The sequence below is a fragment of the Paenibacillus chitinolyticus NBRC 15660 genome (assembly GCF_000739915.1).
Classification (GTDB): Bacteria; Bacillota; Bacilli; order Paenibacillales; family NBRC-103111; genus Paenibacillus_F; species Paenibacillus_F chitinolyticus.
This window is the reverse complement of record NZ_BBJT01000003.1, coordinates 928,900-954,635: the sequence shown is the minus strand read 5'-3', so window position 1 is coordinate 954,635 and position 25,736 is coordinate 928,900. Positions and strand designations below refer to the sequence as shown.

The following is a 25,736-nucleotide window of genomic DNA, read 5'->3' as shown; positions in this document are numbered from 1 at the left end:
GTTTTGGGGGATACACATGAATACATTGATGATCGTATTTGAGTCCATTATTATCGGACTCCTGGTCGGTTTCGGGGTCGGAGCCGGCGCAGCGCGGATGTTCCACGCACCGAACGTGCAGGGAATGGGCGCATTCCGCACTTTCGGCGAGTTGAACGCCTGTGAAGGCGACGCCGTCGCTCACTTTTCGTTCGGCCTCGGCTTCCTGTTCAACGCCTGGGCATCCGTCGTGGGCGCAGGCGCCCTGACCCAGGACGTCGACCATCGGATCATTCCGCACTGGTCGGCCGCTGCGCTGCTTTCCCGCAACAAAAAGCTGGAAGAAACTCTCCACGATCCGCGTAAAATGGCTTGGACCGGCGCGATTATCGGCGCGGTAGTTGTCGCGCTACTGAACTCGACAGCCGCCGCAATTCCGGCTTCGCTGCAATCCGTGGCGACGAAGGTACTTGTCCCGGCCGCGAACTGGCTGATCAATCCGATCATGCCGATCGTATTCTGGACCGCAGCCATGGATGCGGGCAAACGGACCGGCGTATGGGCGACCATGCTCGGCGGTTTCTCCCATCTCGTCATGGGCAACGCCGTGCCGGGTATCGTGCTGGGGATTTTGATCGGTAAAGGCGTAGACGACAGCGGCTGGAACCGGATTACGAAGACCATGCTCGTTGCCGTTATCCTGCTGTTCATCTTCAGCGGCTTCTTCCGCGCGTTTGACGTGGCGCTTCTTAAGAGCATGAGCCTGACAACGCCGCAGTGGCTTATCGACCTGCACGCATTCTTCGGATCGGTGGTGAAATAACATGGAAAACAACTTGCAAAGAGGCTTCTGGTATTCCGAGTGGGCATTTGTTTTGTTCGTCGCCTGTCTTTCCTCTGGGATTTTCGCCGGAACTCACTTATACTATGTATATCATGTAGGCGCTTTTAACGATATCGCAATCGTCGCCATGCTGGAAGCCGGTCTGAAGGGCGGCAGCTACGGGGCCGCAGCGGCATTCGGCGCAAGCTTCCTGTTCGCCCGTATTCTCGAGGCCCCTCTGGTCGGTATCCTCGACATCGGCGGCTCGCTTCAAACCGGAATCGGCATCGGTGTGCCGGCTCTTATGCTCGGCGCGGGTATGACGGCACCGCTCACGAACTTCCCGCTGGCTCTTCTGACAGGCGCCGTACTGGGCGTAGCCGTCGGTGCAGTCATCATCCTGATTCGTAAATTTACGATCAACGCCTCGAATTCGACGTTCGGAGCAGATGTCATGATGGGTGCGGGGAACGCCTCCGGGCGTTATCTGGGCCCGCTGATTGTCATTTCCGCCGTTATGGCTTCCATTCCGGTCGGGATCGGCGCAACTATCGGCGCAGCTATTTTCTACTATTACAAAAAGCCGATCGCCGGCGGCGCGATTATCGGAGCCATGATCCTCGGCGCGATCTTCCCGATCGTAACGAAATAAGCGAGATTGGCGAAAGAGCTCTGCACGACAAGATGTTCATACCATGGATTCAAATCAAGGATAGAGGAGAGAGACCATGAGTATTTTTGAGCGTTACGGTTGTAAGCAAGTCATCAATGCAAGCGGCAAAATGACCGCTCTCGGTGCCAGCGCCGTCCACAAAGATGTGGCGGCGGCGGTTGCCGAGGCGGCAATGGACTACGTGGACATCAGCGAACTGATGGTGCAGGCCGGCAAGGTCATCGCCGAAGTGACGGGCGCCGAAGACGGCTGTCCGACCACGGGCGCGGCCGGAGGCATCGCGATTTCGGTCGCGGCCGTCATCGCAGGCACGAGCCTGTCGCTGATCGAGCGTATTCCGCTCACCGACGGCCTCCGCAACGAGATCATCATCCAGAAAGGCCACTCCGTCCATTTCGGAGCGTCCATTCCGCAGATGATCGCTATCGGCGGCGGCAAAGTCGTCGAGGTTGGCCAAGCCAACCACGTGGAGAAAGACCACATCGCGGAAGCGGTCACGGACAAAACCGCCGCCCTGCTGTATGTGAAGTCTCACCACGCGGTGCAGAAGGGCATGCAGTCCATCGAAACGATGGCGGCCATCGCCAAGGACAAAGGCATTCCGCTTATCGTGGACGCGGCCGCCGAAGAAGACTTCCGCAAGTACGTCGCGATGGGCGTGGAGATCGTCGTGTACAGCGGCGGCAAAGCCCTTGAAGGCCCGACGTCCGGCTTCATCTGCGGACGCGCGGACCTGATGGTTGCCTGCCGGGCGCAGTACAAAGGCGTCGGCCGTCCGATGAAGATCGGCAAGGAGGGCATCATCGGCCTCCTGACGGCGCTTCGCCGTTACGACAACCGCCCGGACGAGTCCCAGCAGCAGCGTGAGCGCATGGAATGGCTCATCGCGGAGCTGAAAGACGTTCCCGGCGTGAAGGGTGCTATCACTCAGGACGAAGCCGGACGCGCCATCTACCGCGCGCAGCTCACCATTGACGCGAAAGCCGCCGGCAAAACCGCCTACGAGCTCATTAAGGAGCTCGAATCCGGCAGTCCGGCCGTGTACACGCGCAATCATTACTCCAACCTCGGAATCATCAGCGTGGACCCGCGTCCTCTGCTGGAAGGCCAGGAGCGCGTGATCGCGCAGAGAATCAAAGAAATTCTGCAAGCCTAGTCTTTAAAAACCCCCTTAAAGATAAAGGAGATGGAGAGAAATGGCACAACCGACGATTAAATTAAACGTATTAGCGAAAACGGCTGAAAACGCCAAGCAGATCGTAGAAGCGGCGGAAGGTCGCGTATATGTGGGCCTGATGGTTAAGAACTTCCCTTCCGTGGACGAAGCGGTTAAAACCGTAGAAGAGTTTCAAGCCGCAGGCGTGCCGGTTTCCGTAGGTCTCGGCGCCGGCGATCCGGCGATGTGGAGCAAGGTTGTGGACGTTTCCGTCCGCACGAAACCGGCTCACGTCAACCAGGTTTTCCCGGCTGCGGGCTACACGCTCGGAGCTATGCGCGCGGTTGGCAGTGAGGATACGCTCGTGAACGCCCTGATCACGCCAAGCGGAACGGCCGGTCAAGTAAGAATCGCCACGGGACCGACCAGCGTTTCTTTTGAAAACGACACGATTTCTTGTGAAGCGGCAGCAGCCATGCTCGCTGAAATCGGCATTCATTCCGTCAAGTTCTATCCGATCGGCGGGACGGATCATTTGGACGAGCTGGCGGCAATGGTAAAAGCCTCCGTCGCGCAGGGAATCAAAATTTTCGAACCGACCGGCGGCATCGACATCGATACCATCGGCAAAGTCGTGGAAGTTTGTGCGGAGAACGGTGCGGAAATCATCATTCCTCACGTGTACACGTCGATTATCGATTCCGCAACCGGCTTGACACGCATTGAAGATGTGAAGGAATTGATGCGCGCTATTTCATAATAGACGCTGTAAAAAGCTCAATACCGCATACAGGCTGAAGCCGTATGCGGTATTTTTGCTGAGAAAAGTCAATTCCAAGTAAAGAGTAGACAATTGTGCCCTTTATTCGCCGAATTTATCCCTTATGAACTTTGTCTATTTATGGTGTAATAAGGGTACGGGTCAGCTTCAATTTCACACTCCACACGTTCTGGTACTCTCGCAATTCCGGGGAGTACACTTTTTTTTGTCCGGAGATTGGACCCGCTGCATATCAGAAGCAAACCGGGGCAAAATCGAGGCGTTCTTTCCACAATTATTATTTAAAAAGGATTGTATGCTATGGAACCACAGACTGTTTTGGAGAAAGCGTATCAATTGGCAGGGGAAAAGCTGAAGGACGAACCGACCGGGCACGACTGGTGGCATATTCACCGTGTAACGCGTCTGGCCAAGCTTATCGCAAAGAAGGAGAATGCAGACGAGTTTGTCTGTGAAATGGCTGCTTTACTGCATGATCTGGTTGACGAGAAACTGGTGGACGACAAGAAGAGGGAAACGGAGAAACTCGCCGAGTGGCTGGCGGACAACGAGGTGCCCGGCGAAACGATCCGGCATATCCTGGACATCATCGGAACCTTGTCTTTTCAGGGCGGCACGGGCACCAAGATGAGCACACTTGAGGGCAGGATCGTCCAGGATGCGGACCGGATCGATGCGATCGGAGCCATCGGCATAGCGCGGACATTCGTTTACGCGGGGGCGCGGGGAAGCCTGATTTATGATCCGCAGCTCGAACCGCGTTCTGAAATGACGGCGGAACAGTACCGGGAAGGCAAGAGCACTGCGATCAATCATTTTTACGAGAAGCTTCTCAAGCTTAAAGAGCTGATGAACACGGAGACCGGCAGGCAGCTGGCCGAGGAACGGCATGAGTTTATGGAGCAGTATCTGGTGCGGTTTTATTCCGAATGGAATCTGGGAAATGGAAGTGGCCTGTAATTTCGGCAGGCGAGAGCGGTAGACGTTGAACGGAATGACGCTCACACAAGGTAACAGCGAAGCGCCCTGTTTAAGTGGATATTTGTACCCCTTTCTGTAAAAATTTCCCCCTGCCGCAGCGGGAGGAAGTGTGATGTAATAAAGATAGCCGACAGCTGCTTGGATTCCAAGAGAGTCGGCTCTTTTGATTTGGATGCGAAGCCTCTTGTAGGATGGGCTCCGGGGTTTCATCAAGCACCTTGCCGGGTAAGTAAGAATTGTAGAGATAACCAATAACCCTCTAAGGAGATGAGATACCATGGACAGCAACGTATTCAAAGGAAAATGGAAACAGCTCAAAGGGGAAGCGCAAAAACAGTGGGGTAAGCTCACGGACGACGATATGGATGTTATTAACGGTGAGAAAGACAAACTTGTAGGCAAGCTTCAAGAGCGTTACGGGCATACGAAGGATGCCGCGGAGGACGAATATCACCGCTGGTCCAGCAGCTACCGTGACGAAGCCCCCGCAGACGCCGATCGCCGTATATAAGCACATATGAAAGAAACGGAGCGCGCTCCGTTCCTATAGGAAGAACCGGGTCCTCGTGATCCGGTTTCTTTGTATTTCCGGGCTTACCGCAGGGCCATTAATTTCGGGCGCAAAAAAAACGGGCCGCCGGATGAGCGAACCCGTTAGATCGTTTACTTTTCAAAAACCTGAATGACAAGCGAAGCGAGCTTTTGCATAAGCGTCTCTTTAGGCGCCCCGGCAGCGGGTTTATCCCCGGCTTGTACCACGCTGCTTGCCTGGTCGCCCGCCGGCGCGGCCGATGCCGCTTTGACTGCGGTCTGTGTTTTGGCGGCCGCCGAATCCGGCGCAACCTCACGGTAAGTCAGGAAATCGGTGTAAAAGCCGTGTACGCCGATTTTTTTCAGCTTCTTGATTTCCTTCAACTCATTCACCGTATGGACATAGACGGGAACACCCAGGTTGCTCAGGCCGCCGATCATCGTAGAGGTAGCCCGTTCGACCGGCATCGCTACCGCCTTGATGTTATTTTTCTTCACCAGAGAGATGATTTCTTTTTCGGAGTAGCTGGTCATGTAGATAGAGAAGAAATAGTTTGGAAAATCATAAATTTGTTTCACTTGGTTGATCATGTCGATTTCGTACAATTCCGGAACAATGCGTTCCAGAAGAGCCGGATTTACCGCTTTTGCTTTTTGCACGATAAGCTGGAACTGTTTCTGAACGACTTGCGGGTCTTCGCTTTTCGTATCGGTTACGATGTACGCGTCCGGGTACTGCTCCAGCAGTTGAAGCAGCAGATCGAGATCAAGAGGCGTGTATTTGTTCAAAATTTTGTGGCGTTTGAATTCCTCCAAGGTGACAGGTCCGTCTTTAAGATTGTCGGGAAGGGTCGGCTGCAGACGATCGGACAAATAACGGAGCCAGTCGTGCCGTGCCGCGAGCTGTCCGTCCGATGTCAAGTTAAGATCGACTTCGAACAGGCGGTGACCTTTTTCGTAATTGATCAGAAAAGCCTCATATGAGTTAGTGAGAGTTTCACCGGAAATTCCACCCATCGCATGAGCGATCAGGGTCTGATCGGTCCAAGGCTCCGCTTCTTTCGCCGATGCGTGCTGGAAAGGCAGCAGCGACAGCGTAAGCAGAAGAGCCAGAACTCCCGTTAAGTGTTTTTTCACTAAAACAACCTCCTTCATGTTATTCATCTTCTGTCTCAACCCCTCAAAACGGCGATTGAGCGCATGACGTACGGGTTGTTAGAAACTAACTTTATTTACCCGGTAAATTTGGAGTGAAACAAGAAAAAAGGCAGGTAAGCTTATATTTTGTCGAAATATGGAATTATAGTCCTATTATGAAGATCGGATTTTAGGTTTATAAAGAAAGGGAATTGACGTTAAAAATCCCAGCTTTTATATAAAATGAAGGATAAGTGAGTATAAGTTCGGCTAATAAACAGATGAATCCGTCTAAATGAGTAGAAATACGCATAAGTTTATTCCAAAATGATAGAAAGTCGTTTAAAATGGAGATATCCACTTATTCAGACACGAAAGAAGATGAATCTCTTGAAATTTTCCGCTGCCCGTTTGAAACTGCTGTTGCAATTATTCGGTTCGTTTGCCCGCATCGGGCCCGTTTCTTTTGGCGGAGGGTTTGCCATGCTGCCCATTCTCGAACGGGAGATCGTGCTGCGCCGCCGCTGGCTGGACGAAGACGAATTCGGCGAAGTGATTTCGGTCTCGGGAGTCGCTCCCGGCGGAGTGGGCGTGAATGCGGCCGCTTTTATCGGTTACAAGCTCGGAAGCGTTCCCGGCATGCTTGCCGCCGTTCTCGGCATAATGCTGCCTACCTTCGTGCTGGTGCTTATACTCGCTATTGGCTTTTCAGCGTTCAGGCAGTATCCTAAAGTTATTGCGGCAATGGAAGGCATTCAGATGGCGGTTCTGGCTCTGATCGCTTATGCGGGATTGAAGCTGCTGCGCTCTTCGGTATTCGACGGCGCCTCGCTGACTGTCTTCGCAGGTTCTATAGCGGCTCTGCTTCTGACGGGAATCCATCCTCTGCTCGTCATGGTGCTTGGCGTTACCGCCGGCTGCGTGCTGGTGCTGGCAAAAGGACATTTCGGCTTCGCCGTTCGCTTCGAGCCTAAAAAACGGAGACGGGAGCGGTCCGCTGACCCGGCCGTTCCCCGCTATCCCGAGCTCGAATGTTATTTCGGCGAAGGCATATAATGGGGAGTGTAACGATGCTGATCACCCTTTTCTGGACGTTCCTCAAAATCGGAATTCTCTCCTTCGGGGGCGGATTCGCGATGATTCCGGCCATTCAGCATGAGGTCGAGCTGCAGGGGTGGCTGACGCCGGAGCAGTTTTCGGAGGCCGTGGCGATTTCCGGCATGGCACCGGGGCCGCTGGCGACGAACTGCGCGATTTATATCGGCAAAATGACGATGGGGCTTCCCGGAGCGGCGGCAGCCGTGCTGGGCATGGTGCTCCCGTCGATCGTTCTGATCGCGGCCGTCGCGCGTTTCTTCTATGCCATCCGGACGCACCGAACTGTCAAAACCGTCTTTTACGGGCTTCGTCCCGTAGTGGCCGCGCTGGTCGTCGTAGCGGCTCTGCGCTTTGGTTTTACCTATTTCCGGGCAGAATGGTGGACCTGGAAAACCGGCGTTTCAGCGGCCATTTTCCTGCTGGCGCTGCTGGGGCTTACCCGTTACCGAATGCATCCGTTGTCCGTTATTCTGCTTAGTGCGTTAGTGGGTGTGGCGATTTATGGTTAACAGTCCGATTTCCGAGCGCATCGGAAACCGCAAACAAAAAGAGTTGTTCGAGCTGATCCGCCAAGGGGGGACGGTCTCCAAGATCGAGCTGCTGGAGGAAAGCGGCTTGACCGTAAGCACACTTACCCGGCTGCTGGACGAACTGTGCGCGCAGGGTCTGATCGCCGAATCGGGGCACGGCCCGTCCACGGGCGGCCGCAGACCGGTTCTTTACCGGATTCAGGCGGATTACGGCTGCGCATTCGGCGTTGATATATCCCGTACTCTCTCCCGTCTCGTTCTGACCGACATGCAGATGAAGGTACTTGAATCGAGGACGTGGGAAATGAAGGAGGGGCTGACGCCGGATGTGCTGCTGGCGTCCATCGCCGACGAAGCGGAAGCGATGCTGCAGCACAGAGGTTTTTCCCCCGGACACGTGCTCGGCATGGGTGTCGGAGCCGTGGGCCCGGTAAACCGGGAGGAAGGCATCATCCTGAATCCGCGTTATTTCCCGACGCCCGGCTGGCACGGCGTGCCCGTCCGGAAGATGCTGGAGGAACGGCTCGGGCTGCCCGTACTTCTCGATAACGGAGCAAATACGGCGCTTCTGGCGGAATCTTGGTCCAGGCAGAAACGCTCCTTCCGTCATATGCTGTATGTACACCTGGGCGTCGGCCTCCGCTCGTCCATGCTCAGCGAAGGGAAGCTCATCTACGGGGCCGTCGATATGGAAGGCTCGATCGGGCAGATGATCATCCAGACGGATGGCGTCGCCCCCCGGCTCCAGGAGGGGAATTACGGGGCGCTGGAGTCTTATGCCTCCATTTATGCCGTCGAACGCGAAATGCGTGCACGGCTCAAGCAGGGACGTTCCAGTGTTCTATCCGCGCTCGGCAGTCCGGATGCGCTTACGTTCCGCGAGATTATTCAGGCTCTCCACAGCCGGGACCCGCTGGCGGTTGAAGTCATTACGCAGGCCGCCGTCTATTTCGGCATCGGGCTGGCGAACCTGCTCAATATGCTGCATCCGGAGAAGGTCGTGCTCGGAGGACCGCTTATTTCGACGAATGATTTATTCTTCTATACCGCCACACAGACCGCGATAAAGAAAACTTATTATTACCCCGACTACCAGGTGCTATTCAGCAAAGGAAGCTTCGGAGAGGAAGCCCTCGCCATCGGGGCGGCAGGACTGGTTATCCGCCAGCTGTCAGCGATCTAAGGTTGTGGCGGTTTATGATCTCAGAAAAAAAGCCGAGCGCTGATTCGGCTAGATAAGATATCCTTTAATTGGTGGAGTTGATAAAAAAAGGAGAGATCAGACATGGAGAAATTGTTCACTAGCAGCGTATTTACACCTCCGCACGGATTTACGGGTGGAATCGAGGGCCCTGCCTGCGATGCCCAAGGGAATTTGTATGCCGTTAATTATGCGAAAGAAGGTACCATCGGCAAAGTAACGCCGGCAGGCCAAAGCAGCGTGTTCCTGGAGCTTCCGAACGGCAGCATCGGCAACGGGATCCGTTTTACGCGGGCCGGAGAGATGCTGATCGCTGATTATAAGAATCATAACGTGTTGAAAGTGGATATGAACACCAAAGCCGTTACGGTCTGGGCGCACGGACCCGGAATGAACCAGCCGAACGATATTGCGATCTCGGCTAACGATATTGTTTTTGCAAGCGATCCGAACTGGAGCAACAACACGGGCACGCTTTGGCGGGTGACCCCGGGTAATGTGACGCTTCTGGAGAGCGGGATGGGGACAACCAACGGAATCGAGGTTTCACCGGACGGGAAAAGGCTGTATGTGAACGAATCCGTTCAGCGCCGGATCTGGGTATACGATCTGACCGAAGCGGGCGCGATTTCCAATAAGCGCCTGCTGATCGAATTTCCCGACTTCGGACTGGACGGAATGCGCTGCGATTCGCAGGGCAACCTGTACAGCACACGTTTCGGGAAAGGAACGGTCGTGAAAATTTCCCCTGAGGGCAACATTCTTCAGGAAGTCGTTCTGCACGGCAAAAACTGTACGAACCTGACCTTCGGCGGTCCGGACGGCAGAACGGTTTATGTCACGGTAGCGGACAACGGCAACGTGGAAAAGTTCCGCACGGACGCTCCCGGCAGATGCCGGGTACTCAGCGGGGTCGGCCCTTCTTAGACTCCTTTCATCTGAATCAAAAAAAGACTTGGTTCCGTACGCTTCCTCCGGGAAGCGTACGGCCAAGTCTTTTTTATCGTGCCGTTATTTCAGTTCATTCACTTGTTTGATCGGTGTCGTTTGGATCGGCAGGTTTTTGGAATCGATCACTTTCACCTGCAGGTTGACCGGTTTTCCCGGCTCGATAGCATCTTTCGGTACGACGGCGGAGAGCGATTGGCGGCCCTCGTACGTCGTCTTCAAGGCCTTGTCGTTCAAATAAACGACACAGCTCGGAGCAAAGTTCTTGCCGCTGATTTCGACGGAGGAATCTCCTCCGCTGCCTCCGGCCGTGCTTTGATGAAGCGGCGATACGCTGTCGATCGACATCTCGCCGTAGCCGAGCGTATATTTCGGATTGATAATCTTATCGCGGAAGCCGTTAAAGCTGTACTGTTCCCCGAACAGAACATCGTACTGAAGCATCCGGTATTCCGTCACATCCTGCTCGGTCAGCTTCAACCGGTCGTAATGATTCCGGGGCGGGATCATCGGGAACTTTTTGGACAAAGAGAACAGGTAATCCGTATAAGGCGTTCCTTCTTTCTGCGCCAAATTCAAGAGATAAGGCCCGAGGAAGGAAGCGCTCATATTGAGCTTATCCTGGTGCTTCGGCAAATAGTTATCCCAGACGACCACGGGCAGCGTGTACATTTTATCCAGTACGGCTGCGGAATCGTCATCGTCCTTCAAGTATCCGGTATCTTTGTAGGCCTGGAAGTTATTGCCCATGGCCGGAAGATGGTCGCCGAACAGCATGATGATCGTCGGCTCGCCTTTCTTCTCGTAGTGCTCCACAAGCATTTTAAGCGCGGCATCCGTATTATGAACGCCCTGGGCGAGTGTCTCGATCATGCCCTTCGTTTCCTCCGGGAAATTGCCGCTTGCTTTGATGGTATTCTGTTTGAATTTATCCGGTGTAAACGGCGCGTGATTCTCCATCGTGTTCGCGAATACAAAGGCAGGGCCGGGCGAGCTGTCGACCTGCTCGATGATTTTGTTCATCACCGCTTTGTCGGTCAGATAAGGACCGTTGTATTCCGGTTCGAAGTACTCCTGGGAAATGAATTTGGAGAATCCGAAGTTCTGGTACACGTTGCGGCTGTTGAAAAACCAGTTATGGAACGGGTTAATGGCCGCCGTCTGATACCCTTGTCTCGCTAAAATGCTGGCCAGCGAATCGACGCGACGGTTCATGTACTGATTGTAGGCGATGGCGCCTTCTGGCAGGAACCGGATCGAATTGCCCGAGAGCACCTCGAATTCGACATTGGCGGTTCCGCCGCCGAACTGGGGCGACAGCATGTAACCGCTGGAATAGTTCTGCTGGAGATGATGGATGAACGGGACCGGATCTTCGCTGAACGTTACGTTCTTCATCCGGGTAGGATCCCAGAAAGCTTCGCCGAGAATGACGATAATGTTCGGTTTTACATTCGGATCTATGTTTGTACGGCGATCGACCCGCTTCACGAAGTTGTCCATATTCGCCTGGCTGTAGCCCTGGGGAGCATCGATAATGATCTGCTCGATATTCATGACGGTGGACAGCATAAACCCGTTGACATGATAGTTATCGGCCTGGTTCCAGGGAATGGTGGAAATATGAAGGGCGGATTTGATCGGAACCGGTTTGTCGAAATAGACGACGCATGCGAGCGCGATGCCAAGGACGCCGAGAACGATGTTCTCTTTCCAGCGGAAGCGGGAATGGGTCCAAGGAACGAAATAGAGCAGCGCGACGCTGGCCGCAAGGAAGACGATAATGCCGATTACGATCGTTTTATCGAACAAACCGTTCAAGTATTGGACGATATCGGTCGTCTCGCTGCTGAGAAACAGATCCCAGGGCAGAAGAGGCACGCCGAGAATCTTGAATTTGATTCCGCTAATAAGGCCGCAGATCAGCATGAAAGCGGCTACGATCCAGAACGCGATGCGGCTCCGGCCGGTCAAAGCGGTAAATACAAGGAACAGGCAGAAGGTCAGCAAATAGTTAAGTACCATTTCCCCCGGACTGTGCTTGACCCAGGATAGGGCGGCCATTACTCCTCCCCGATTTAAAAACTCAATGAAGACAACGAGCAGCAGGGGCCAAACGAATAAGTGCAGCCGACGCGCTATAAAATGAATACCTTTCTGCATCACAGATCTCCTGTTCATTCAATTTACAAACATTTTACATATGATTTGCTATGCCATTATACCATGTAGAACCAGGTCTCGATACCTAAAACCTTGTAACAAAATCGTTACAATTTCATAAAGAATTTGTGATTCTTATCACATGTGGGTGCTCACGCCGAAGGTAAGATGAAACCATGAAAAGCTTCATTGACAAAGGGGGATGCCGCTATGGCAAAGCTCGCGCCTGCCAAGGAAAAGCAGGACATTAAGCCCGCTCCGCAAAGCGGGGCGAACGAGAAGGAACCGGAACTGAAAGGCGCTTTCGCATCGGTTATGATTCTGGGCGCGTTTATTCTGATTACCTGGTTCGGCGTATTTGCTCTGTATCTTATAAGAAGTTAACGGGACAGATGCACAAAAAGTTCCGCGAATCGGAAAAAAAAGAGGGGAAATTACATGCATATTCATCGTTTGGAGAAAATCTGGATTGTTTTCGGCATCTCCATGCTCATCGTATTCCTTTCCGTAATCGGCGTATCGGCGTTTGCGATGGGAATGAACCCGCCGACCGGCCATGCGCACACGATCGATCCGGCGAAGGTCGATTTGACGCCGCCTTTCGATCAGCCTGGCCTCAAGAAAGTCGGGGAGAACGAATACGAAGCCGTTATGACCGCCTTCGCGTTCGGCTACAAGCCTGACAAGATGGAAATTCCCGCGGGAGCGACCGTGCATTTTATGATCACAAGCAAGGACGTTGTCCACGGGTTTGAAATCCCGGGCACAAATGTAAACATGATGGTGCTTCCGGGTGAAGTGAATCATCTTACGTATAAGTTCGACAAGCCGGGTTCTTATCTCGTGCTCTGCAACGAATACTGCGGCGGAGCCCACGAATGGATGAAAACGACGATTGTCGTTAATTAAACCCACCGGCAGAAAGGAAGTCGTTATGTATGAACGGTACCGAAACGCAACCGGCGCGGCAAGCCGCCGCTGCCTTTAATCCAAAAGACAGCAAGCTCGTTCTCGCTCACATTTTATTCGCTTTCGGCGCTCTTCTTCTCGGAGGTATCGCCGGAGTGCTGCAGGGCCTAGTCCGCGGAGGCATGATCAAACTGCCCGCCGGGATCGGCTATTACCAGCTGCTGACGGCACATGGGGTGCTGATGGCGCTCATTTTTACGACCTTTTTCATTATCGGGTTCCTGTATTCGGGTATCTCCAAAACGCTCGGAGGCGAGCTGCTGCCGCTGCCGCGGCGTCTCGCCTGGCTCGGATTCGGCCTTATGGCGGGCGGAACGGCGCTGGGAACGGTTTTTATTCTACTCAATAAAGCGTCCGTACTGTACACGTTCTATGCTCCTCTTAAAGCATCGCCGTATTTCTACATCGCTTTGACGATGGTTGTCGTCGGCAGTTGGATGAGCGGCTTCGGCATCTTCATCAATTACCGCTACTGGAAGCGGACTCATAAAGGGCAGCTCTCGCCGCTGTTTTCCTTCATGGCGGTCATTACGATGCTGCTCTGGCAGGTCGCGACCATCGGGGTGGCGGCGGAGGTTCTGCTCCAGCTGATTCCTTGGTCGTTCGGATGGGTCGACACCGTAAACGTCCTTCTGAGCCGCACGCTGTTCTGGTACTTCGGTCATCCGCTCGTTTACTTCTGGCTGCTGCCGGCCTATATTTGCTGGTATACGATTATTCCGAAAGTGATCGGCGGCAAAATATTCAGCGACGCGCTTGCCCGGCTTTCGTTTATCCTGTTCCTGCTGTTCTCGATTCCGGTAGGGTTTCACCACCAGTTGACAGAGCCCGGAATCAGCTCGTTCTGGAAATTCCTTCAGGTTATTCTGACCTTCATGGTCATCGTGCCTTCCCTGATGACGGCGTTCTCGCTGTTCGCCACCTTCGAAACGACGGGCAGGGAGAAGGGGGCCAAAGGCTTGTTCGGCTGGTTTAAGTTTCTCCCTTGGAAAGACGTCCGGTTCTTCGCTCCGTTTATGGGGATGCTGATTTTTATCCCGGCGGGAGCGGGCGGCATTATCAATGCAAGTAACCAGATGAACCAGGTCGTGCACAACACCCTCTGGGTAACGGGACACTTTCATCTGACCGTCGCGACCAGCGTGGCTCTTACTTTCTTCGGAATCACCTACTGGCTGATCCCGGCGATCACGGGCCGGCAGCTGACGCAAAGGCTGCACAAGCTGGGAATTTGGCAGACGATTCTCTGGTGCGTCGGCATGTTCTTCATGTCGGGCTCCATGCACACCGTCGGCCTGCTCGGCTCGCCCCGCCGAACCGCGTACACGACGTACGAGAATCATCCCGACACGGTGCTGTGGATGCCGTACCATGTCGCGATGGCGATCGGCGGCATGATTCTTTTCGTAGCCGTCGTCATGATGATCTACAACGTCGTCGCGCTTATGCGTTCGCCTAAAGGCGAGACGGAGTACCCGATCGGCGAAGTGCGCGACGCATCGGAGCCGACTCCGAAGCTGTTCGAGCGCTGGGGGCTCTGGCTCGGCGTCACCGCCGTTCTGATCCTTGTCGCGTATACGATACCGGTCGCCCAAATGATGGGCGGAGATACGCCGGGCTCTATCCCTTTTGTAACCTGGTAGACTGAAATGACAACCCGCCTCGTGAGTTTACACGGAGCGGGTTTTTCGCGATTTTCGTAACAGGAAGGCGTTCCCAGTTAGAACGGTTCCGGAATCGGGTAGTGAACGGTAGAATACACAGACGACTAAGGAGCCGTGAACGAATGGATCTGATTACAGGAAATCCTCTCTGGCCTCATACAAGTAACGAAAAAAAGCAATTTCCCCGGTTGGAGGAAGATATAGAATGCGAAGTTCTGGTCATCGGCAGCGGAATGTCCGGGGCTATGAGCGCTTACATGCTGACGAAGGCTGGTTTTGATACCGTGCTTGTGGATTCAAGGGAAATAGCCGGCGGCAGTACGATGGCGAATACCGGCCTCATTCAATTTTTCAACGACAAAACGTTAACGAGCTGCATCCACACCTACGGAGAAGAGAACGGCACGGCCTTCTACAAGCTGTGTGAGGAAGCGGTCCGCACTCTGGGGCGGATTTGCGAAGAGGAAGGGATCGACGCCCAGTTTCAGCGGCGGGAATCGCTTTATATGGCTTCCACCGAAGCCGATGTGCCGATGCTAGAGGAAGAATGCCGGACGCTGAACAAATACGGATTTGAAGTCGAGTACTTGCGGCCAAGCGACATAGCGGATAAATTCTCTTTCACAAAACCCGGGGCTATTCTCGCGTACGGGGATGCAGCCATTAATCCGTACGCCTGCGTAAACGGGCTTATCGAAGTGTCGGCCGCAAGAGGAATGAGAGTCTATGCCCGGACCGAAATCGATTCACGGCTGGAGACGGCGAACGGTACGGTCTTTTATACGAAAGAAAGGCGGCGGATACTGGCGAAGTATGCGGTTTATTCGACGGGTTACGAAACCCAGGCCATGAAACGCAACCGCAACGCCAAGCTGCTCACCTCCTACGCGATTGCTACTCAACCGGTGGGGGAATTTCCCGGATGGTACAAGGAGTGCATGATTTGGGAGACCGCCCGTCCTTATCTGTATATGCGAACGACTGTGGACGGGCGGATTATTGTGGGAGGGGAAGACGAAGATATGCTTCCCGAAGAAGAACGGATAAACCGTCTTGCGGTCAAGACGGATATTTTGCTGGACAAAGCGAAAGCCTTGTTTCCGGAGTTTGATCTTCGTGCGGAATTTTCGTGGGCGGCGGTTTTCGGAGAAACGCATGACGGGTATCCGCTGATCGGAGTGCAGGAAGGGTTTCCGAACAGCATGTTCTCGCTCGTATACGGTGGCAACGGTACGGTTTACTCCGTACTTGGAGCCGAAATGATTGTGAATCGGCTGCAAGGACTTCCCCATCCGGGGGAGTGGCTGTTCCGGTTCGACAGACCTCGTCATACCCCTCCGGCTTCCGAGGTCAAGCAGGTAGGATAAGAAAAATTAATGCCTTCTTAACATACGGACATTTTATGGCTTCTTCCTATCCTATATAATGAAGGGAGCTGTGTGTACCGCACAGATTTTTGCTTCAGGGAGAGGAGAACAAGCATGAAAGTCGCCGTAGTTGGCTGCGGAACAATGGGGAACGTTCACGGAACGGACTATCATCGAATGCCGGGAGTCGAATTAACCGGAGTATGCGATCTCGACCGGGAAACGGCACGGGACCTGGCCGGACACTTGCAGACGAAAGCGTACTTTTCTTTCGAGGACATGATGGCGGAGGCGGAGATCGACGCCGTCAGCATTGCTCTGCCGACCAACCTGCACAAGGAATATGTCATGAAAGCGGCCGATCTGGGAAAGCACGTGATTTGCGAAAAACCGATTGCGCTGACGTTGGAAGATGCCGAAGAAATGATCGCCTACTGTCAAAAGAAAGGCGTGCGTCTGTTCATCGGCCATGTGGTCCGCTTCTTCCCGGAATACGCGGATCTCAAACGCAAACTGGAGGCCGGCGTAACCGGGGAACCCGGAGTGGCTCACTTGAAACGGGTAGGCTCGCATCCGGGAACCGTTAAGGACTGGTACAACGATTTTGACAAAAGTCACGGCGTCATCATGGACATGATGATTCACGATATCGACTTTGCCCGGTGGGCGTACGGAGAAGTGCAAGAAGTATTCGCTCTCAACCGGCGCAGCGAAGAGCAGGATTACGCCCTCGTGACCCTGCGGTTTGCAGGCGGCGCCATCGCGAACCTCGAAGGCCACTGGGGCTATCCGGGGGCTTTCGCGACAGCTGCCGAATTCGCAGGCACAACCGGCATTATCCGGCTGAACAGCCGGGAGACGGATTCCTTGAAGCTGCTGAGAAGCAGTGCGGCGCCGGCCGGCGCACGCGGGGTGCAGGTACCGAAAAGCCCGTCGTACCAAGACCCGTACTACTACGAGCTGGAGCATTTCCTGGCCTGTATCCGTGAGGACAAGGAACCTCTCGTTTCGGCGGAAGATGCGCTGCGGGCTCTGGAAATCGTGCTGGCCGCCCTAGAATCCGTACGTACGGGACAGCCTGTCCGGCTGCCGCTGAAAGGAGGCGTAACGGGATGAGGAAGCTCAAAATCGGAATGATCAGCTTCGCCCACGGTCATGCGTTCTCCTATTTTAACGCACTGAACGCTTTGCCGGAGGTCGAGGTTGCCGGAATTGCCGACGAGGATAAGAACCGTGTCGCCAAAATAACGGACACCTATGGGATTCCGTACTACAGCGAGGCGGATGAACTGCTGAGAACCGACATTGACGCCGTCGTGATCTGTTCCGAGAATTCCCGCCATGCGGAACTTACGATCGCTTCCGCCAAAGCCGGGAAGCATATCCTGTGCGAGAAGCCGCTCGGCATCTCCACGGCGGAGATGGAACAGATGATCACGGTGTGCCGGGACCATGGCGTGCAGCTGATGACAGCGTTTCCGTGCCGCTACATACCGGCTGTCATGCAGGCCAAAGATGCGATCGACCGCGGGGAAATCGGCGAAATTATCGCCATCAAAGGAACCAATCGCGGCAGCATGCCGGGCGGATGGTTCGTCGACAGGAAGCTCTCCGGCGGCGGAGCCGTGTTCGACCATACCGTCCATGTGATGGACTTGATGCGGTGGTTCCTTGGCAGCGACGTCCGTGAAGTGTTCGCTTATGCCGATACCCGCTTCCACGAGCTGGATATCGACGACGCCGGTATGGTGCACGTGAGGTTCGAGAACGGCGTCTTTGCCGTGCTGGATCCGAGCTGGTCCCGCAGCAAATCGTTCCCGACCTGGGGCGACGTAACGATGGAAATCACCGGCACGAAAGGGGTCATTTCCATCGACTCCTTCGCGCAGAAGAACGAAGTTTTCAGCGATGTCACCGGCAAGGCCCAGTGGAGCTACTGGGGGGACAACATGGACGAGTACATGATCAAAGGATTCGTCGATGCCCTTCTAGGCGGAAAGCCGGTGCCGGTTACGGGTGAAGACGGGCTCAAAGCGGCGGCCGTCGGCCTGGCCGCGTACGAGTCGGCGCAGGCGGGCAAGCCGGTCGTTCTGGACTGACATTTTTCCGCTGCAAAACCGGACCCTCGCGTTCCGGCGGGTGCCTTGCGAGAGCAGGCGGCCTGCCGGTTTCGCCAGGGTTTTTTCGGGTCTTTTTTCCGGGTAAAGTTTTGTGAACACTTTCCGACACTAGTGTCTTATTGGATGGGTTATTGTCTCCAGGACCTTGTAAACCCTCGGACGGCTTGATATGATAAGGGCGTTGCTGCGTCTACAAGGAATACATATACGAACATGGAGGAATCGACATGTCAGACAAGTTGTTAAACATTTTTCATCAATCGCATTCGGGATCGTGGGCGTTTATCGTCATCCTGTTTGTGGTAAGCGCCATTTTTTACCGGCAGAAAATTACTCCTATGATCCTCAGATTGTTCTACCTGATTATGCTGGTTTCCGGAATCGGCATGCTGATCGGCTACGGCTTCCCGGTCAAGTACGTGGTGAAGGGAATTATCGCTATCGTTATGATCGGACTTATGGAAATGATTCTCGGACGCATGAAAAGAGGACAAGGCAAGGAATCTTCCACTAAGATCCTCTTTGTCGTCTGGGCGGTTCTGATCGTGATCGTCGTGCTGCTCGGCTACGGAATATTTTAAGTAAACGAAAAAGCGGTAGAACCGTCCCTGCGAAATGGGGGACGGTTTTGTCCGTATCCGGTTAAGGAGAGAAATCATGTTAAAACCGATGCTGTTTCTGTTCTGGTCTACGATGTTGGGCGGACTTGTTCTCGGTATTGCCGTCTGGGGGATCGGCAAGGCCGTTTTCCCGGACTTTGTGTCGATGGATGTCGCGGTGAGCGGCGCAAGTGAATTTTCCATGATCATTATGGCGACACTTACCATGTGTATGATCAGCGTGGTCGGGTATTTCGCGTACCTGATGACCAATTATTACATGATCGGAATTCTCCGGAACCGCAAAGGCGCGTGGTCCGGTCTTCAGCTGTTCTTTATCGTCATGGCTATCGCGAACCTGTTTTTCCTGCGCTATCAGGGCTTTGCGGAAGGTAAGGAGAGCTTGGCGATGTATGCCGGCATTCCGGTCTTGATCGCCGCGGCGGCTTTGATCGTTTCGCAGGTGAAGGTGAAGTTGACCAACGCTTCCGCCAGAATTCCGACGCTGTTCTTTATGGTCGTGGTCACCTGCCTGGAAATGCTTCCGGCTTTCAGCATCAACGATTTGACTTCGCTGCTTTACGTCTCGCTGGTCCTGCTCGCCTGCAACGCGTGGCAGATTCTTATTTTCCATAAGCTGACGAACACGAAGAAACACCAGCAGATGAAAAAGGCGCAGGTTAAGAAAGCGTAATCTTTACATAGGTACAAGAAATTCCAAAGGGGCCGATCGTATGAACAAGCGTGTCGTCTTCATCATGCTGCTGATGTTTACCGTCTACCTCGGATTCGGATTAATTATCCCCGTTCTGCCCGAGCTGCTGCACGGAATACCGGAAGGAGAGACGCATCTGGGATGGGTCCTCTCCATATACTCCATCATGTCCTTCCTCGTCTCTCCTTTATGGGGGGGCCTCTCGGATAAAATCGGCCGCAGACCCGTTCTGCTGACCGGAATTTTCGGCTTTATGATTTCCTTCGTCCTGCTTGCGCTGGCGGGAACGAATTTGCCGCTTCTCTATTTGTCCCGCATTTTGGGCGGCATCTGCTCGGGAGCGCTCAGCGGTGTCGCGCTGGCTTATGTTGCGGATATTACGACCCATGAGGAACGGACCAAATCCATGGGCTTCGTCGGAATGTCGATCGGACTGGGCTTTATTTTTGGTCCGGCGATCGGGGGAACCTTAAGTGTGGTCAGTTTGTCGCTCCCGTTCTGGGGAGCCGCGCTTTTGTCCGCGGGAATTTTCTGCGCGGGATTCTTGAAACTTAAAGAATCGCTGCCGGATAACAGAGGACAGAATCAGGGGGACAAGCCGTCCCGCTGGTCTCTGCTGCGCGGAAAGCTCGGTTATCTGTATGTGATGACTTTCTTCGTCACTTTCTCGCTCGCGGGTCTGGAAGCGACTTTCCAGTATTTCCAGATCACCCGTTTCGGCGTCACGCCGCTGCAGATCGGCTTGATGTTTATGTTCAGCGGATTTGCCGATGCGCTGGTACAGGGCGGACTCGTTCGCGTCATTGCCAAGAAGAAGAAGGAAAAGCTCGCAATCCTGTGCGGATTGTTCGCCTCGGCCGTCGGTTTCCTGCTCGTCCTCGGCTCCGACAGCTTCTGGACGGCTACGCTTGCCCTGACGGTGTTCAGCGCCGGCAATGCCATGATCCGTCCATGCATCAACTCGCTGTTAACCCAGCGCACCCGGCACGGTCAAGGGGTCACGACGGGCCTCAGCTCGTCCATGGACAGCCTGGGCCGGATCGCCGGACCGATCACGGGCACTTCGCTCTTCGGCATCCAGCACGGCCTTCCTTTCGCGGCCGGTGCCGTCGTATCGGTGCTGGCCAGCCTGCTTTTGCTGCGTTTCAGCCAACTGGACCGCGAATCGAAGGACGAACTGCCGGAGACCGTTTAGTCCTGCAGTTCTATCCGCCCATGATGAAGGACCCGCCTCTGCCCGGCGGGTTTTTTCCGTTTACACAGACCCGGAAAAAAGTTCCGGAAGGCGTCCTTGGTTGACGCGGCACCGGAAACGTTTTTACAATAGAAGAAGGAAACGAGAGGAACGGTACCGGGAAACCCGCAATCGGGCATACAGGTCCGTTACCGGTTTATTAAAGGAGAATTCGATGAGCAAATCACTTGTACTGGCCGAAAAACCGAGCGTGGCAAAAGAAATCGCCCGTGTGCTCGGATGCGGTCAAAAGCATAAATCGTATTACGAAGGTCCCGGACATGTGGTGACCTGGGCACTCGGTCATCTTGTCGGCCTTGCGGAGCCCGAAGATTACGATACCCGTTATCAGAAGTGGAATCTGGAAGATCTTCCGATTATTCCGGGCCGTATGAAGCTTAAAGTGCTCAAAGAAACGTCGCATCAGTTCCGCGCCATTGCCGATCTGGCGAAACGCAAAGACTTGGCGGAGCTGATCATCGCGACGGACTCCGCCCGCGAAGGCGAGCTTGTCGCGCGCTGGATCATGGAAATGATCCGGTGGAATAAGCCGTTTCAGCGGCTGTGGATCTCCTCGCAGACCGACAAGGCGATCCGCGAAGGCTTCGCGAACCTGAAGCCCGGCAAACAATACGACCGCCTGTTCCAGTCGGCGGTCTGCCGGGCCGAGGCCGATTGGCTGATCGGCCTGAACATCACCCGTGCGCTCACGAGCAAGTACGACGCGCAGCTTTCGGCCGGCCGCGTCCAGACCCCGACGCTCGGGATGATCATGGACCGCGAGAAAGAAATCCGGAACTTCCGGTCCGTGGAGTACTGGACCGTGCAGGCGGATTTCGGTGCGTTCCGCGGGACGTGGCGCCAGCGCTCCGGCGAGAGCCGCCTTTTCGAGCGCGAGCGTGTCGACGCGCTCGTGCAGCGCGTCTCGGGCAAGAGCGGCAAAGTCGTCTCCGTCAAGAAGACCGAGAAAACGGAGCCTCAGCCGCTCGCGTACGACTTGACGGAGCTCCAGCGGGATGCGAACCGCCGGTTCGGCTTCTCGGCGAAGCATACGCTCTCGACGCTCCAGCGGCTCTACGAGCAGTATAAGCTCGTGACGTACCCGCGTACGGATTCGCGGTACCTCACCAGCGATATGACGGGCACGCTGAAGGAGCGGCTCCAGTCCGTTGCCGTCGGCCCGTACGCGCCGCTCGCGAAGCCGCTCATGAAGGGCCAACTGCCCGTGTCGAAGCGGATTGTGGACGATTCGAAAGTGTCGGACCATCATGCGATCATTCCGACGGATGAATACGTGAATCTGTCCGCTTTGTCTGCGGACGAGAGGAAGCTCTACGATCTCATCGTCCGGCGTTTTCTCGCCCTGTTCTATCCGGCGGCCCGTTACGAAACGACCGCGATGGTCGTCGAAGTGGACGGCGAGCCGTTCCACGTGGCCGGCCGCGTCGTGAAAGATGCGGGCTGGCGGAGCGTGTACGGCCCGGGAACCGCTGCGGATTCCGGAGACGGCGACGAAGAGGACGGCGGTGAAGGCGCTGACCGCGCCGATCTGCAGGAACTTCCCGCGCTCTCCGCCGGGGATAGCGCCGGGACGGTCCGCTGCCGTGTCGGCACGCACCGGACCCAGCCGCCGAAGCGGCATACGGAGGCGACGCTCTTGACGCAGATGGAGAAGCATCACCTCGGTACGCCGGCAACGCGGGCGGAAATTATCGAGAAGCTTGTCAGCTCCGATACGATCGAGCGCGAAGGCGGGTCCCTCCACCCGACGGGCAAAGGCACGCAGCTGATCGAGCTGGTTGCCGAGGAGCTGCGTTCTCCCGAACTGACGGCCAAGTGGGAGCAGGAGCTTGAGGATATCGCCCGGGGGCGCGGCCGCACCGAAACGTTCCTCAGCGGAATCCGCGATATGACCAAGCAGCTTGTAACCGGCGTAAGAACGAGCCAGACGGAATACAAGCCGCACAACCTGACGAACAGCCGGTGTCCCGAATGCGGAGAACGGTTAATGGAGCGGAACAGCAAACGCGGCAAAATGCTCGTGTGCGCGAACCGTGAGTGCGAATACCGCCGCTCCGCGGAGAAGCAGCTCGTCAACCGGCGCTGCCCGCAGTGTCATAAGAAGATGGAGCTGAAAACCGGCAAAGCGGGCAAATACGTCCAGTGCCTCCCGTGCAATGTCGTCGAAGTGCTGGGCGAAAGTACGGGGAAAGTCGCCAAGCATCAGCAGCAGAAGCTCGTCAAGCAGTACAGCAAGCAAGAAGATTTAGGGTCGAGTCTGGGAGATGCTCTTAAGGCGGCCTTGGCCAAAAAAGACGATTAACCTTCATAAGTCAAAAGGGCGGGAGTGATCTCCTGCCTTTTTCACAACCCTTATTTATAATTATTATAATTAAGTATTGATTTTAAATAAGGGTGGTGATAAACTAAATGTACGGCAACAAAAGAAGAATAATTAAACTCACATGAGCGTTAACAAGGAGGAAACAAACTATGAAAACTTTGACCCAAGTGAAAACTGTGACGCAATTAAATCATCTGACCGCCGACTGGACGGTCCTTTCCATGAAACTGCGCAACTTCCACTGGTTCGTTAACGGGCCTCATTTCTTTACGCTTCATGCAAAATTCGAAGAGTTTTACAACGAAGCGGCGCAGCATATCGACGAAATCGCGGAGCGGGTGCTGGCGCTGAAAGGCAAACCCGTCGCGACACTCGCAGAGGCTTTAAAGCTGGCTCGTCTGCAGGAAGCTGCGGGATCCGAAACCGCGGAGCAGATGGTAGAAGCGGTACGCGGCGACTTTGAACGGCTGGTCGGATTTCTTCGGGAAAGCATTGCGGCAGCCGAAGAAGAAGGGGACGAGCCGACGGCGGATATGCTGACCGGGCTGCAGGCATCGCTTCAGAAACACGTCTGGATGTTGGGCGCCTTCCTGGGCCGCGCTTAAATTTTCTTAGTAAAGGCAGGTTCTTCGGGACCTGCCTTTTTGGCGTACTTCCTACTTAAGTCCCGTCGACCGTTTGGAAGATTGTGCTATACTGATAGATGGCGGCTGCTAGAAAGAGGCTGCTAGATTCCCCAACTATTTCAAAATTGAGGTGACCTCATGAAAAAACATCTGCCAATCTGGCAATCTGCCGTAATTGCATCCATGCTGCTCGCCGGTGCGGTACCCGCGGCCGCGGCTTCCGTAGATACACCAGGGGCTGCCGGATCCGTCTCCGCTTCCGATACGAAGGCGGCAACCGTTCTCGCTCCTCTGCGTCTTGTAAGCGAAACGGCCGGTGCCAAGGTAGCCTGGAATAACGAAGAGCGTACCGTAACCTTGTCGCTTGGGAGCGATACGATTACGCTTGCGATCGGAAAATCTACCGCCCGGATCAACGATAAAGAAGTGGAACTAGGAGCTGCGGTCCAAATCAAGGACGAAAAAGCGTTCGTTCCTCTGAGTTTTTTGACGGAGGCTTTGCACACGGCTGTCTCCTGGGACCCGCAAACCGACAAGCTGATCATCCCGAAAGGGGACTTGAAAGCGGCGGCAAGCGCCTTTGCCAGTCACTGGCTGCAGGGAGACAACGAGAGCGCGGTTTCTTATTTTAACGAAGACCTCAAAAAATCTCTCAACGCCAATCAGCTTCATTCCATATCGCAGTATTACACCAACATGTACGGACCGATAACCGGGCAGCTTGGGGCCGGAACGGCAAGCAATTCCGTGCATGAAAATGTCTACCTGACCTATGAAACGCAGAGCACCGTGCCGTTTCAGATGACAGTCCGGTTCGACAAGCAGGAACGTATCGACGATTTATACATACCGCCTTACTATTCTCCGGATACTTACCGGAAACCGTCCTATGACGATTCCAGCGCTTATGTTGAAAAAGAAGTGAAGCTCGGCGAAGGCAGGCTCGTTCTTCCGGGCACGCTCACGCTGCCTAATAAACCGGGACCGCATCCGGTTGTCGTCCTCGTTCACGGCTCCGGCGCCAACGACCGCGACGAGTCGATCGGCGGCACCAAGCTGTTCCGGGATATGGCGGTCGGCCTGGCCGCCGAGGGAATCGCTACTCTCCGCTACGAGAAAGTGACGCGCGAGCACCCGTTCAAATCGGCTACGCCGACTTTTACGGTACAGGACGAGACTGTAGCGGATGCCGTATACGCGGTTAATCAGCTCGCGAAGACGGAGGGAATCGATCCCCAGCGCATTTTCGTAGCGGGTCACAGCCAAGGCGGGATGATCGTTCCACGTATTATCGACGGAGTCAAGGACGTGAAACTGGCCGGTGCCGTCGTGCTGGCCGGACCGACCAACTCCATCGAAGACGTCGTGCTGGAGCAGTCCAAGTACCAGCTCGAAGTAAGCCGGGAACGCGGTCTGGATACGAGCATACTGGAGCAGCAGGTCGCCTTCTGGGAGCAGCAGCTTAAGCTCATCAAAGATCCGCAGTACTCCGTGGACAACCTCCCCAAAGATCTTGCGTTGAGCAACGCTTACTGGTGGATGGATTTCCGCAACTATTCCGCCTCCGAAATCGCTAAAAAGCAGGACAAGCCGATGCTGATCCTGCAAGGGGATAACGATGCCCAGGTGCTCGCTTATCATCTGGACAAATGGAAAGAAGCCCTTAAGGACCGTTCGAACGTGGAATTCAAGCTGTATCCGAAGCTGAACCATGTATTTGCCGAGGTTGACGAAAAATCGACCGGTGCGGAGTATAACGAACCGGCCAATACACCGGCTTCCGTTATCAAGGATATCGCCGATTGGGTGAAGAAAACGAAGTAAGGCATTATGCCTACATTATAAAAGCCTGCACGGAAGGGAATTTTCTCTTCCGTGCAGGCTTTTTGCGTGAATAGGCAGCTTGGCTGACGATTTTGAAGGGTTTCGCGATTGTATCGTCAATATCCTCGGGCTTCCTTTATCACGGACGACCGATGCAACTGTCCGTGTGTTTTTTGAGACGCCGCAAACGCACGGCGATGTCCGGGAAGCGACGGGTGTACAACTATTTACTGCTCCCTTCGAGCAGTGCGGTGCCGCATGACGGCAGCTCCG

24 protein-coding genes are annotated in these 25,736 nt (G+C 54.7%); 22 read left to right on the top strand and 2 right to left on the bottom strand.

Annotation, left to right across the window (positions count from 1 at the left end):
* Positions 1-16: 16 nt before the first annotated feature.
* From PCH01S_RS09670 to PCH01S_RS09645, 6 genes are all read left to right on the top strand, one after another.
* Positions 17-802, top strand: a complete 786-nt coding sequence (locus PCH01S_RS09670; RefSeq protein ID WP_042228726.1) for a DUF4311 domain-containing protein — start codon at positions 17-19, stop codon at positions 800-802.
* Between the two features lies 1 nt (position 803).
* Entirely contained in the window at positions 804-1,454 is a 651-nt protein-coding gene (locus tag PCH01S_RS09665; RefSeq protein ID WP_042228724.1) for a DUF4310 family protein, read from the top strand.
* Positions 1,455-1,530: 76 nt separating this feature from the next.
* A complete protein-coding gene (locus PCH01S_RS09660) occupies positions 1,531-2,631 on the top strand; it encodes a DgaE family pyridoxal phosphate-dependent ammonia lyase (protein ID WP_042228722.1) in 1,101 nt (366 codons plus the stop codon).
* 40 nt (positions 2,632-2,671) lie between these two features.
* Positions 2,672-3,391, top strand: coding sequence for a KDGP aldolase (locus tag PCH01S_RS09655; RefSeq protein ID WP_042228720.1), 720 nt, complete (start codon positions 2,672-2,674; stop codon positions 3,389-3,391).
* A 321-nt stretch (positions 3,392-3,712) separates the two neighbouring features.
* Positions 3,713-4,372, top strand: a complete 660-nt coding sequence (locus PCH01S_RS09650; protein WP_042228719.1) for an HD domain-containing protein — start codon at positions 3,713-3,715, stop codon at positions 4,370-4,372.
* Positions 4,373-4,670: 298 nt separating this feature from the next.
* Positions 4,671-4,904, top strand: coding sequence for a CsbD family protein (locus PCH01S_RS09645; protein ID WP_042228717.1), 234 nt, complete (start codon positions 4,671-4,673; stop codon positions 4,902-4,904).
* Positions 4,905-5,056: 152 nt separating this feature from the next.
* Here the strand turns inward: PCH01S_RS09645 and PCH01S_RS09640 are convergent, their stop codons facing one another.
* Positions 5,057-6,061: a phosphatidylinositol-specific phospholipase C/glycerophosphodiester phosphodiesterase family protein gene (locus tag PCH01S_RS09640; RefSeq protein WP_042228715.1), complete on the bottom strand. Its 1,005-nt coding sequence runs from the start codon at positions 6,059-6,061 to the stop codon at positions 5,057-5,059.
* A gap of 381 nt (positions 6,062-6,442) precedes the next feature.
* Between PCH01S_RS09640 and PCH01S_RS09635 the strand changes: the two genes are divergently transcribed.
* The 4 genes from PCH01S_RS09635 to PCH01S_RS09620 all read left to right on the top strand — a co-directional run bounded on the left by PCH01S_RS09635 (position 6,443) and on the right by PCH01S_RS09620 (position 9,817).
* Positions 6,443-7,117: a chromate transporter gene (locus tag PCH01S_RS09635; protein WP_042228713.1), complete on the top strand. Its 675-nt coding sequence runs from the start codon at positions 6,443-6,445 to the stop codon at positions 7,115-7,117.
* A gap of 14 nt (positions 7,118-7,131) precedes the next feature.
* On the top strand, positions 7,132-7,668 hold the full coding sequence (locus tag PCH01S_RS09630; protein WP_042228710.1) for a chromate transporter: 537 nt from the start codon (positions 7,132-7,134) through the stop codon (positions 7,666-7,668).
* Positions 7,661-8,872, top strand: a complete 1,212-nt coding sequence (locus PCH01S_RS09625) for an ROK family transcriptional regulator (protein ID WP_042228708.1) — start codon at positions 7,661-7,663, stop codon at positions 8,870-8,872. The genes PCH01S_RS09630 and PCH01S_RS09625 overlap by 8 nt, the downstream gene beginning before the upstream one ends.
* Positions 8,873-8,974: 102 nt before the next feature.
* On the top strand, positions 8,975-9,817 hold the full coding sequence (locus tag PCH01S_RS09620; RefSeq protein WP_042228706.1) for an SMP-30/gluconolactonase/LRE family protein: 843 nt from the start codon (positions 8,975-8,977) through the stop codon (positions 9,815-9,817).
* A gap of 84 nt (positions 9,818-9,901) precedes the next feature.
* Here PCH01S_RS09620 and PCH01S_RS09615 read toward each other — a convergent pair whose 3' ends face one another.
* On the bottom strand, positions 9,902-12,001 hold the full coding sequence (locus PCH01S_RS09615) for a sulfatase-like hydrolase/transferase (protein WP_042228704.1): 2,100 nt from the start codon (positions 11,999-12,001) through the stop codon (positions 9,902-9,904).
* A gap of 210 nt (positions 12,002-12,211) precedes the next feature.
* On the opposite strand from PCH01S_RS09615, the gene PCH01S_RS09610 reads away from it, so the two are divergent.
* The 12 genes from PCH01S_RS09610 (at position 12,212) to PCH01S_RS09555 (ending at position 25,463) form a co-directional block, all read left to right on the top strand.
* On the top strand, positions 12,212-12,385 hold the full coding sequence (locus PCH01S_RS09610) for a cytochrome c oxidase subunit 2A (protein WP_009677255.1): 174 nt from the start codon (positions 12,212-12,214) through the stop codon (positions 12,383-12,385).
* Positions 12,386-12,439: 54 nt separating this feature from the next.
* Entirely contained in the window at positions 12,440-12,910 is a 471-nt protein-coding gene (locus PCH01S_RS09605) for a cytochrome c oxidase subunit II (RefSeq protein ID WP_009677258.1), read from the top strand.
* Positions 12,911-12,939: 29 nt separating this feature from the next.
* Positions 12,940-14,613 carry a b(o/a)3-type cytochrome-c oxidase subunit 1 gene (locus PCH01S_RS09600; protein WP_042228700.1) on the top strand — a complete coding sequence of 558 codons (1,674 nt, stop codon included), beginning with the start codon at positions 12,940-12,942 and terminating at the stop codon, positions 14,611-14,613.
* Positions 14,614-14,756: 143 nt separating this feature from the next.
* A complete protein-coding gene (locus tag PCH01S_RS09595) occupies positions 14,757-16,001 on the top strand; it encodes an NAD(P)/FAD-dependent oxidoreductase (RefSeq protein WP_042228698.1) in 1,245 nt (414 codons plus the stop codon).
* A gap of 114 nt (positions 16,002-16,115) precedes the next feature.
* The gene (locus tag PCH01S_RS09590) at positions 16,116-17,117 is read left to right on the top strand and encodes a Gfo/Idh/MocA family protein (RefSeq protein WP_042228695.1); all 1,002 of its coding nucleotides are present in this window, start codon (positions 16,116-16,118) and stop codon (positions 17,115-17,117) included.
* Positions 17,114-18,100, top strand: coding sequence for a Gfo/Idh/MocA family protein (locus PCH01S_RS09585; RefSeq protein ID WP_042228694.1), 987 nt, complete (start codon positions 17,114-17,116; stop codon positions 18,098-18,100). The genes PCH01S_RS09590 and PCH01S_RS09585 overlap by 4 nt, the downstream gene beginning before the upstream one ends.
* A gap of 248 nt (positions 18,101-18,348) precedes the next feature.
* The gene (locus tag PCH01S_RS09580) at positions 18,349-18,702 is read left to right on the top strand and encodes a DUF1516 family protein (protein ID WP_053228684.1); all 354 of its coding nucleotides are present in this window, start codon (positions 18,349-18,351) and stop codon (positions 18,700-18,702) included.
* A gap of 76 nt (positions 18,703-18,778) precedes the next feature.
* Positions 18,779-19,414, top strand: a complete 636-nt coding sequence (locus tag PCH01S_RS09575) for a KinB-signaling pathway activation protein (protein WP_042228693.1) — start codon at positions 18,779-18,781, stop codon at positions 19,412-19,414.
* 40 nt (positions 19,415-19,454) lie between these two features.
* A complete protein-coding gene (locus PCH01S_RS09570) occupies positions 19,455-20,630 on the top strand; it encodes a tetracycline resistance MFS efflux pump (protein ID WP_042228692.1) in 1,176 nt (391 codons plus the stop codon).
* 214 nt (positions 20,631-20,844) lie between these two features.
* Positions 20,845-22,992, top strand: coding sequence for a DNA topoisomerase III (locus tag PCH01S_RS09565; protein WP_042228689.1), 2,148 nt, complete (start codon positions 20,845-20,847; stop codon positions 22,990-22,992).
* A 170-nt stretch (positions 22,993-23,162) separates the two neighbouring features.
* On the top strand, positions 23,163-23,618 hold the full coding sequence (locus PCH01S_RS09560) for a Dps family protein (RefSeq protein WP_042228687.1): 456 nt from the start codon (positions 23,163-23,165) through the stop codon (positions 23,616-23,618).
* Between the two features lie 159 nt (positions 23,619-23,777).
* Positions 23,778-25,463, top strand: coding sequence for an alpha/beta hydrolase family protein (locus tag PCH01S_RS09555; RefSeq protein ID WP_042228685.1), 1,686 nt, complete (start codon positions 23,778-23,780; stop codon positions 25,461-25,463).
* Positions 25,464-25,736: the final 273 nt, after the last annotated feature.

What these genes read in the sequence shown, in the direction of transcription:
- PCH01S_RS09565 (WP_042228689.1), top strand. Translation starts at nt 20,845, where the DNA reads ATGAGCAAATCACTTGTACTGGCCGAAAAACCGAGCGTGGCAAAAGAA.
- PCH01S_RS09665 (WP_042228724.1), top strand. Translation starts at nt 804, where the DNA reads ATGGAAAACAACTTGCAAAGAGGCTTCTGGTATTCCGAGTGGGCATTT.
- PCH01S_RS09605 (WP_009677258.1), top strand. Translation starts at nt 12,440, where the DNA reads ATGCATATTCATCGTTTGGAGAAAATCTGGATTGTTTTCGGCATCTCC.
- PCH01S_RS09570 (WP_042228692.1), top strand. Translation starts at nt 19,455, where the DNA reads ATGAACAAGCGTGTCGTCTTCATCATGCTGCTGATGTTTACCGTCTAC.
- PCH01S_RS09650 (WP_042228719.1), top strand. Translation starts at nt 3,713, where the DNA reads ATGGAACCACAGACTGTTTTGGAGAAAGCGTATCAATTGGCAGGGGAA.
- PCH01S_RS09595 (WP_042228698.1), top strand. Translation starts at nt 14,757, where the DNA reads ATGGATCTGATTACAGGAAATCCTCTCTGGCCTCATACAAGTAACGAA.
- PCH01S_RS09610 (WP_009677255.1), top strand. Translation starts at nt 12,212, where the DNA reads ATGGCAAAGCTCGCGCCTGCCAAGGAAAAGCAGGACATTAAGCCCGCT.
- PCH01S_RS09660 (WP_042228722.1), top strand. Translation starts at nt 1,531, where the DNA reads ATGAGTATTTTTGAGCGTTACGGTTGTAAGCAAGTCATCAATGCAAGC.
- PCH01S_RS09615 (WP_042228704.1), bottom strand. Translation starts at nt 12,001, where the DNA reads ATGCAGAAAGGTATTCATTTTATAGCGCGTCGGCTGCACTTATTCGTT.
- PCH01S_RS09620 (WP_042228706.1), top strand. Translation starts at nt 8,975, where the DNA reads ATGGAGAAATTGTTCACTAGCAGCGTATTTACACCTCCGCACGGATTT.
- PCH01S_RS09555 (WP_042228685.1), top strand. Translation starts at nt 23,778, where the DNA reads ATGAAAAAACATCTGCCAATCTGGCAATCTGCCGTAATTGCATCCATG.
- PCH01S_RS09645 (WP_042228717.1), top strand. Translation starts at nt 4,671, where the DNA reads ATGGACAGCAACGTATTCAAAGGAAAATGGAAACAGCTCAAAGGGGAA.
- PCH01S_RS09625 (WP_042228708.1), top strand. Translation starts at nt 7,661, where the DNA reads ATGGTTAACAGTCCGATTTCCGAGCGCATCGGAAACCGCAAACAAAAA.
- PCH01S_RS09580 (WP_053228684.1), top strand. Translation starts at nt 18,349, where the DNA reads ATGTCAGACAAGTTGTTAAACATTTTTCATCAATCGCATTCGGGATCG.
- PCH01S_RS09635 (WP_042228713.1), top strand. Translation starts at nt 6,443, where the DNA reads ATGAATCTCTTGAAATTTTCCGCTGCCCGTTTGAAACTGCTGTTGCAA.
- PCH01S_RS09670 (WP_042228726.1), top strand. Translation starts at nt 17, where the DNA reads ATGAATACATTGATGATCGTATTTGAGTCCATTATTATCGGACTCCTG.
- PCH01S_RS09575 (WP_042228693.1), top strand. Translation starts at nt 18,779, where the DNA reads ATGTTAAAACCGATGCTGTTTCTGTTCTGGTCTACGATGTTGGGCGGA.
- PCH01S_RS09560 (WP_042228687.1), top strand. Translation starts at nt 23,163, where the DNA reads ATGAAAACTTTGACCCAAGTGAAAACTGTGACGCAATTAAATCATCTG.
- PCH01S_RS09655 (WP_042228720.1), top strand. Translation starts at nt 2,672, where the DNA reads ATGGCACAACCGACGATTAAATTAAACGTATTAGCGAAAACGGCTGAA.
- PCH01S_RS09590 (WP_042228695.1), top strand. Translation starts at nt 16,116, where the DNA reads ATGAAAGTCGCCGTAGTTGGCTGCGGAACAATGGGGAACGTTCACGGA.
- PCH01S_RS09585 (WP_042228694.1), top strand. Translation starts at nt 17,114, where the DNA reads ATGAGGAAGCTCAAAATCGGAATGATCAGCTTCGCCCACGGTCATGCG.
- PCH01S_RS09630 (WP_042228710.1), top strand. Translation starts at nt 7,132, where the DNA reads ATGCTGATCACCCTTTTCTGGACGTTCCTCAAAATCGGAATTCTCTCC.
- PCH01S_RS09600 (WP_042228700.1), top strand. Translation starts at nt 12,940, where the DNA reads ATGAACGGTACCGAAACGCAACCGGCGCGGCAAGCCGCCGCTGCCTTT.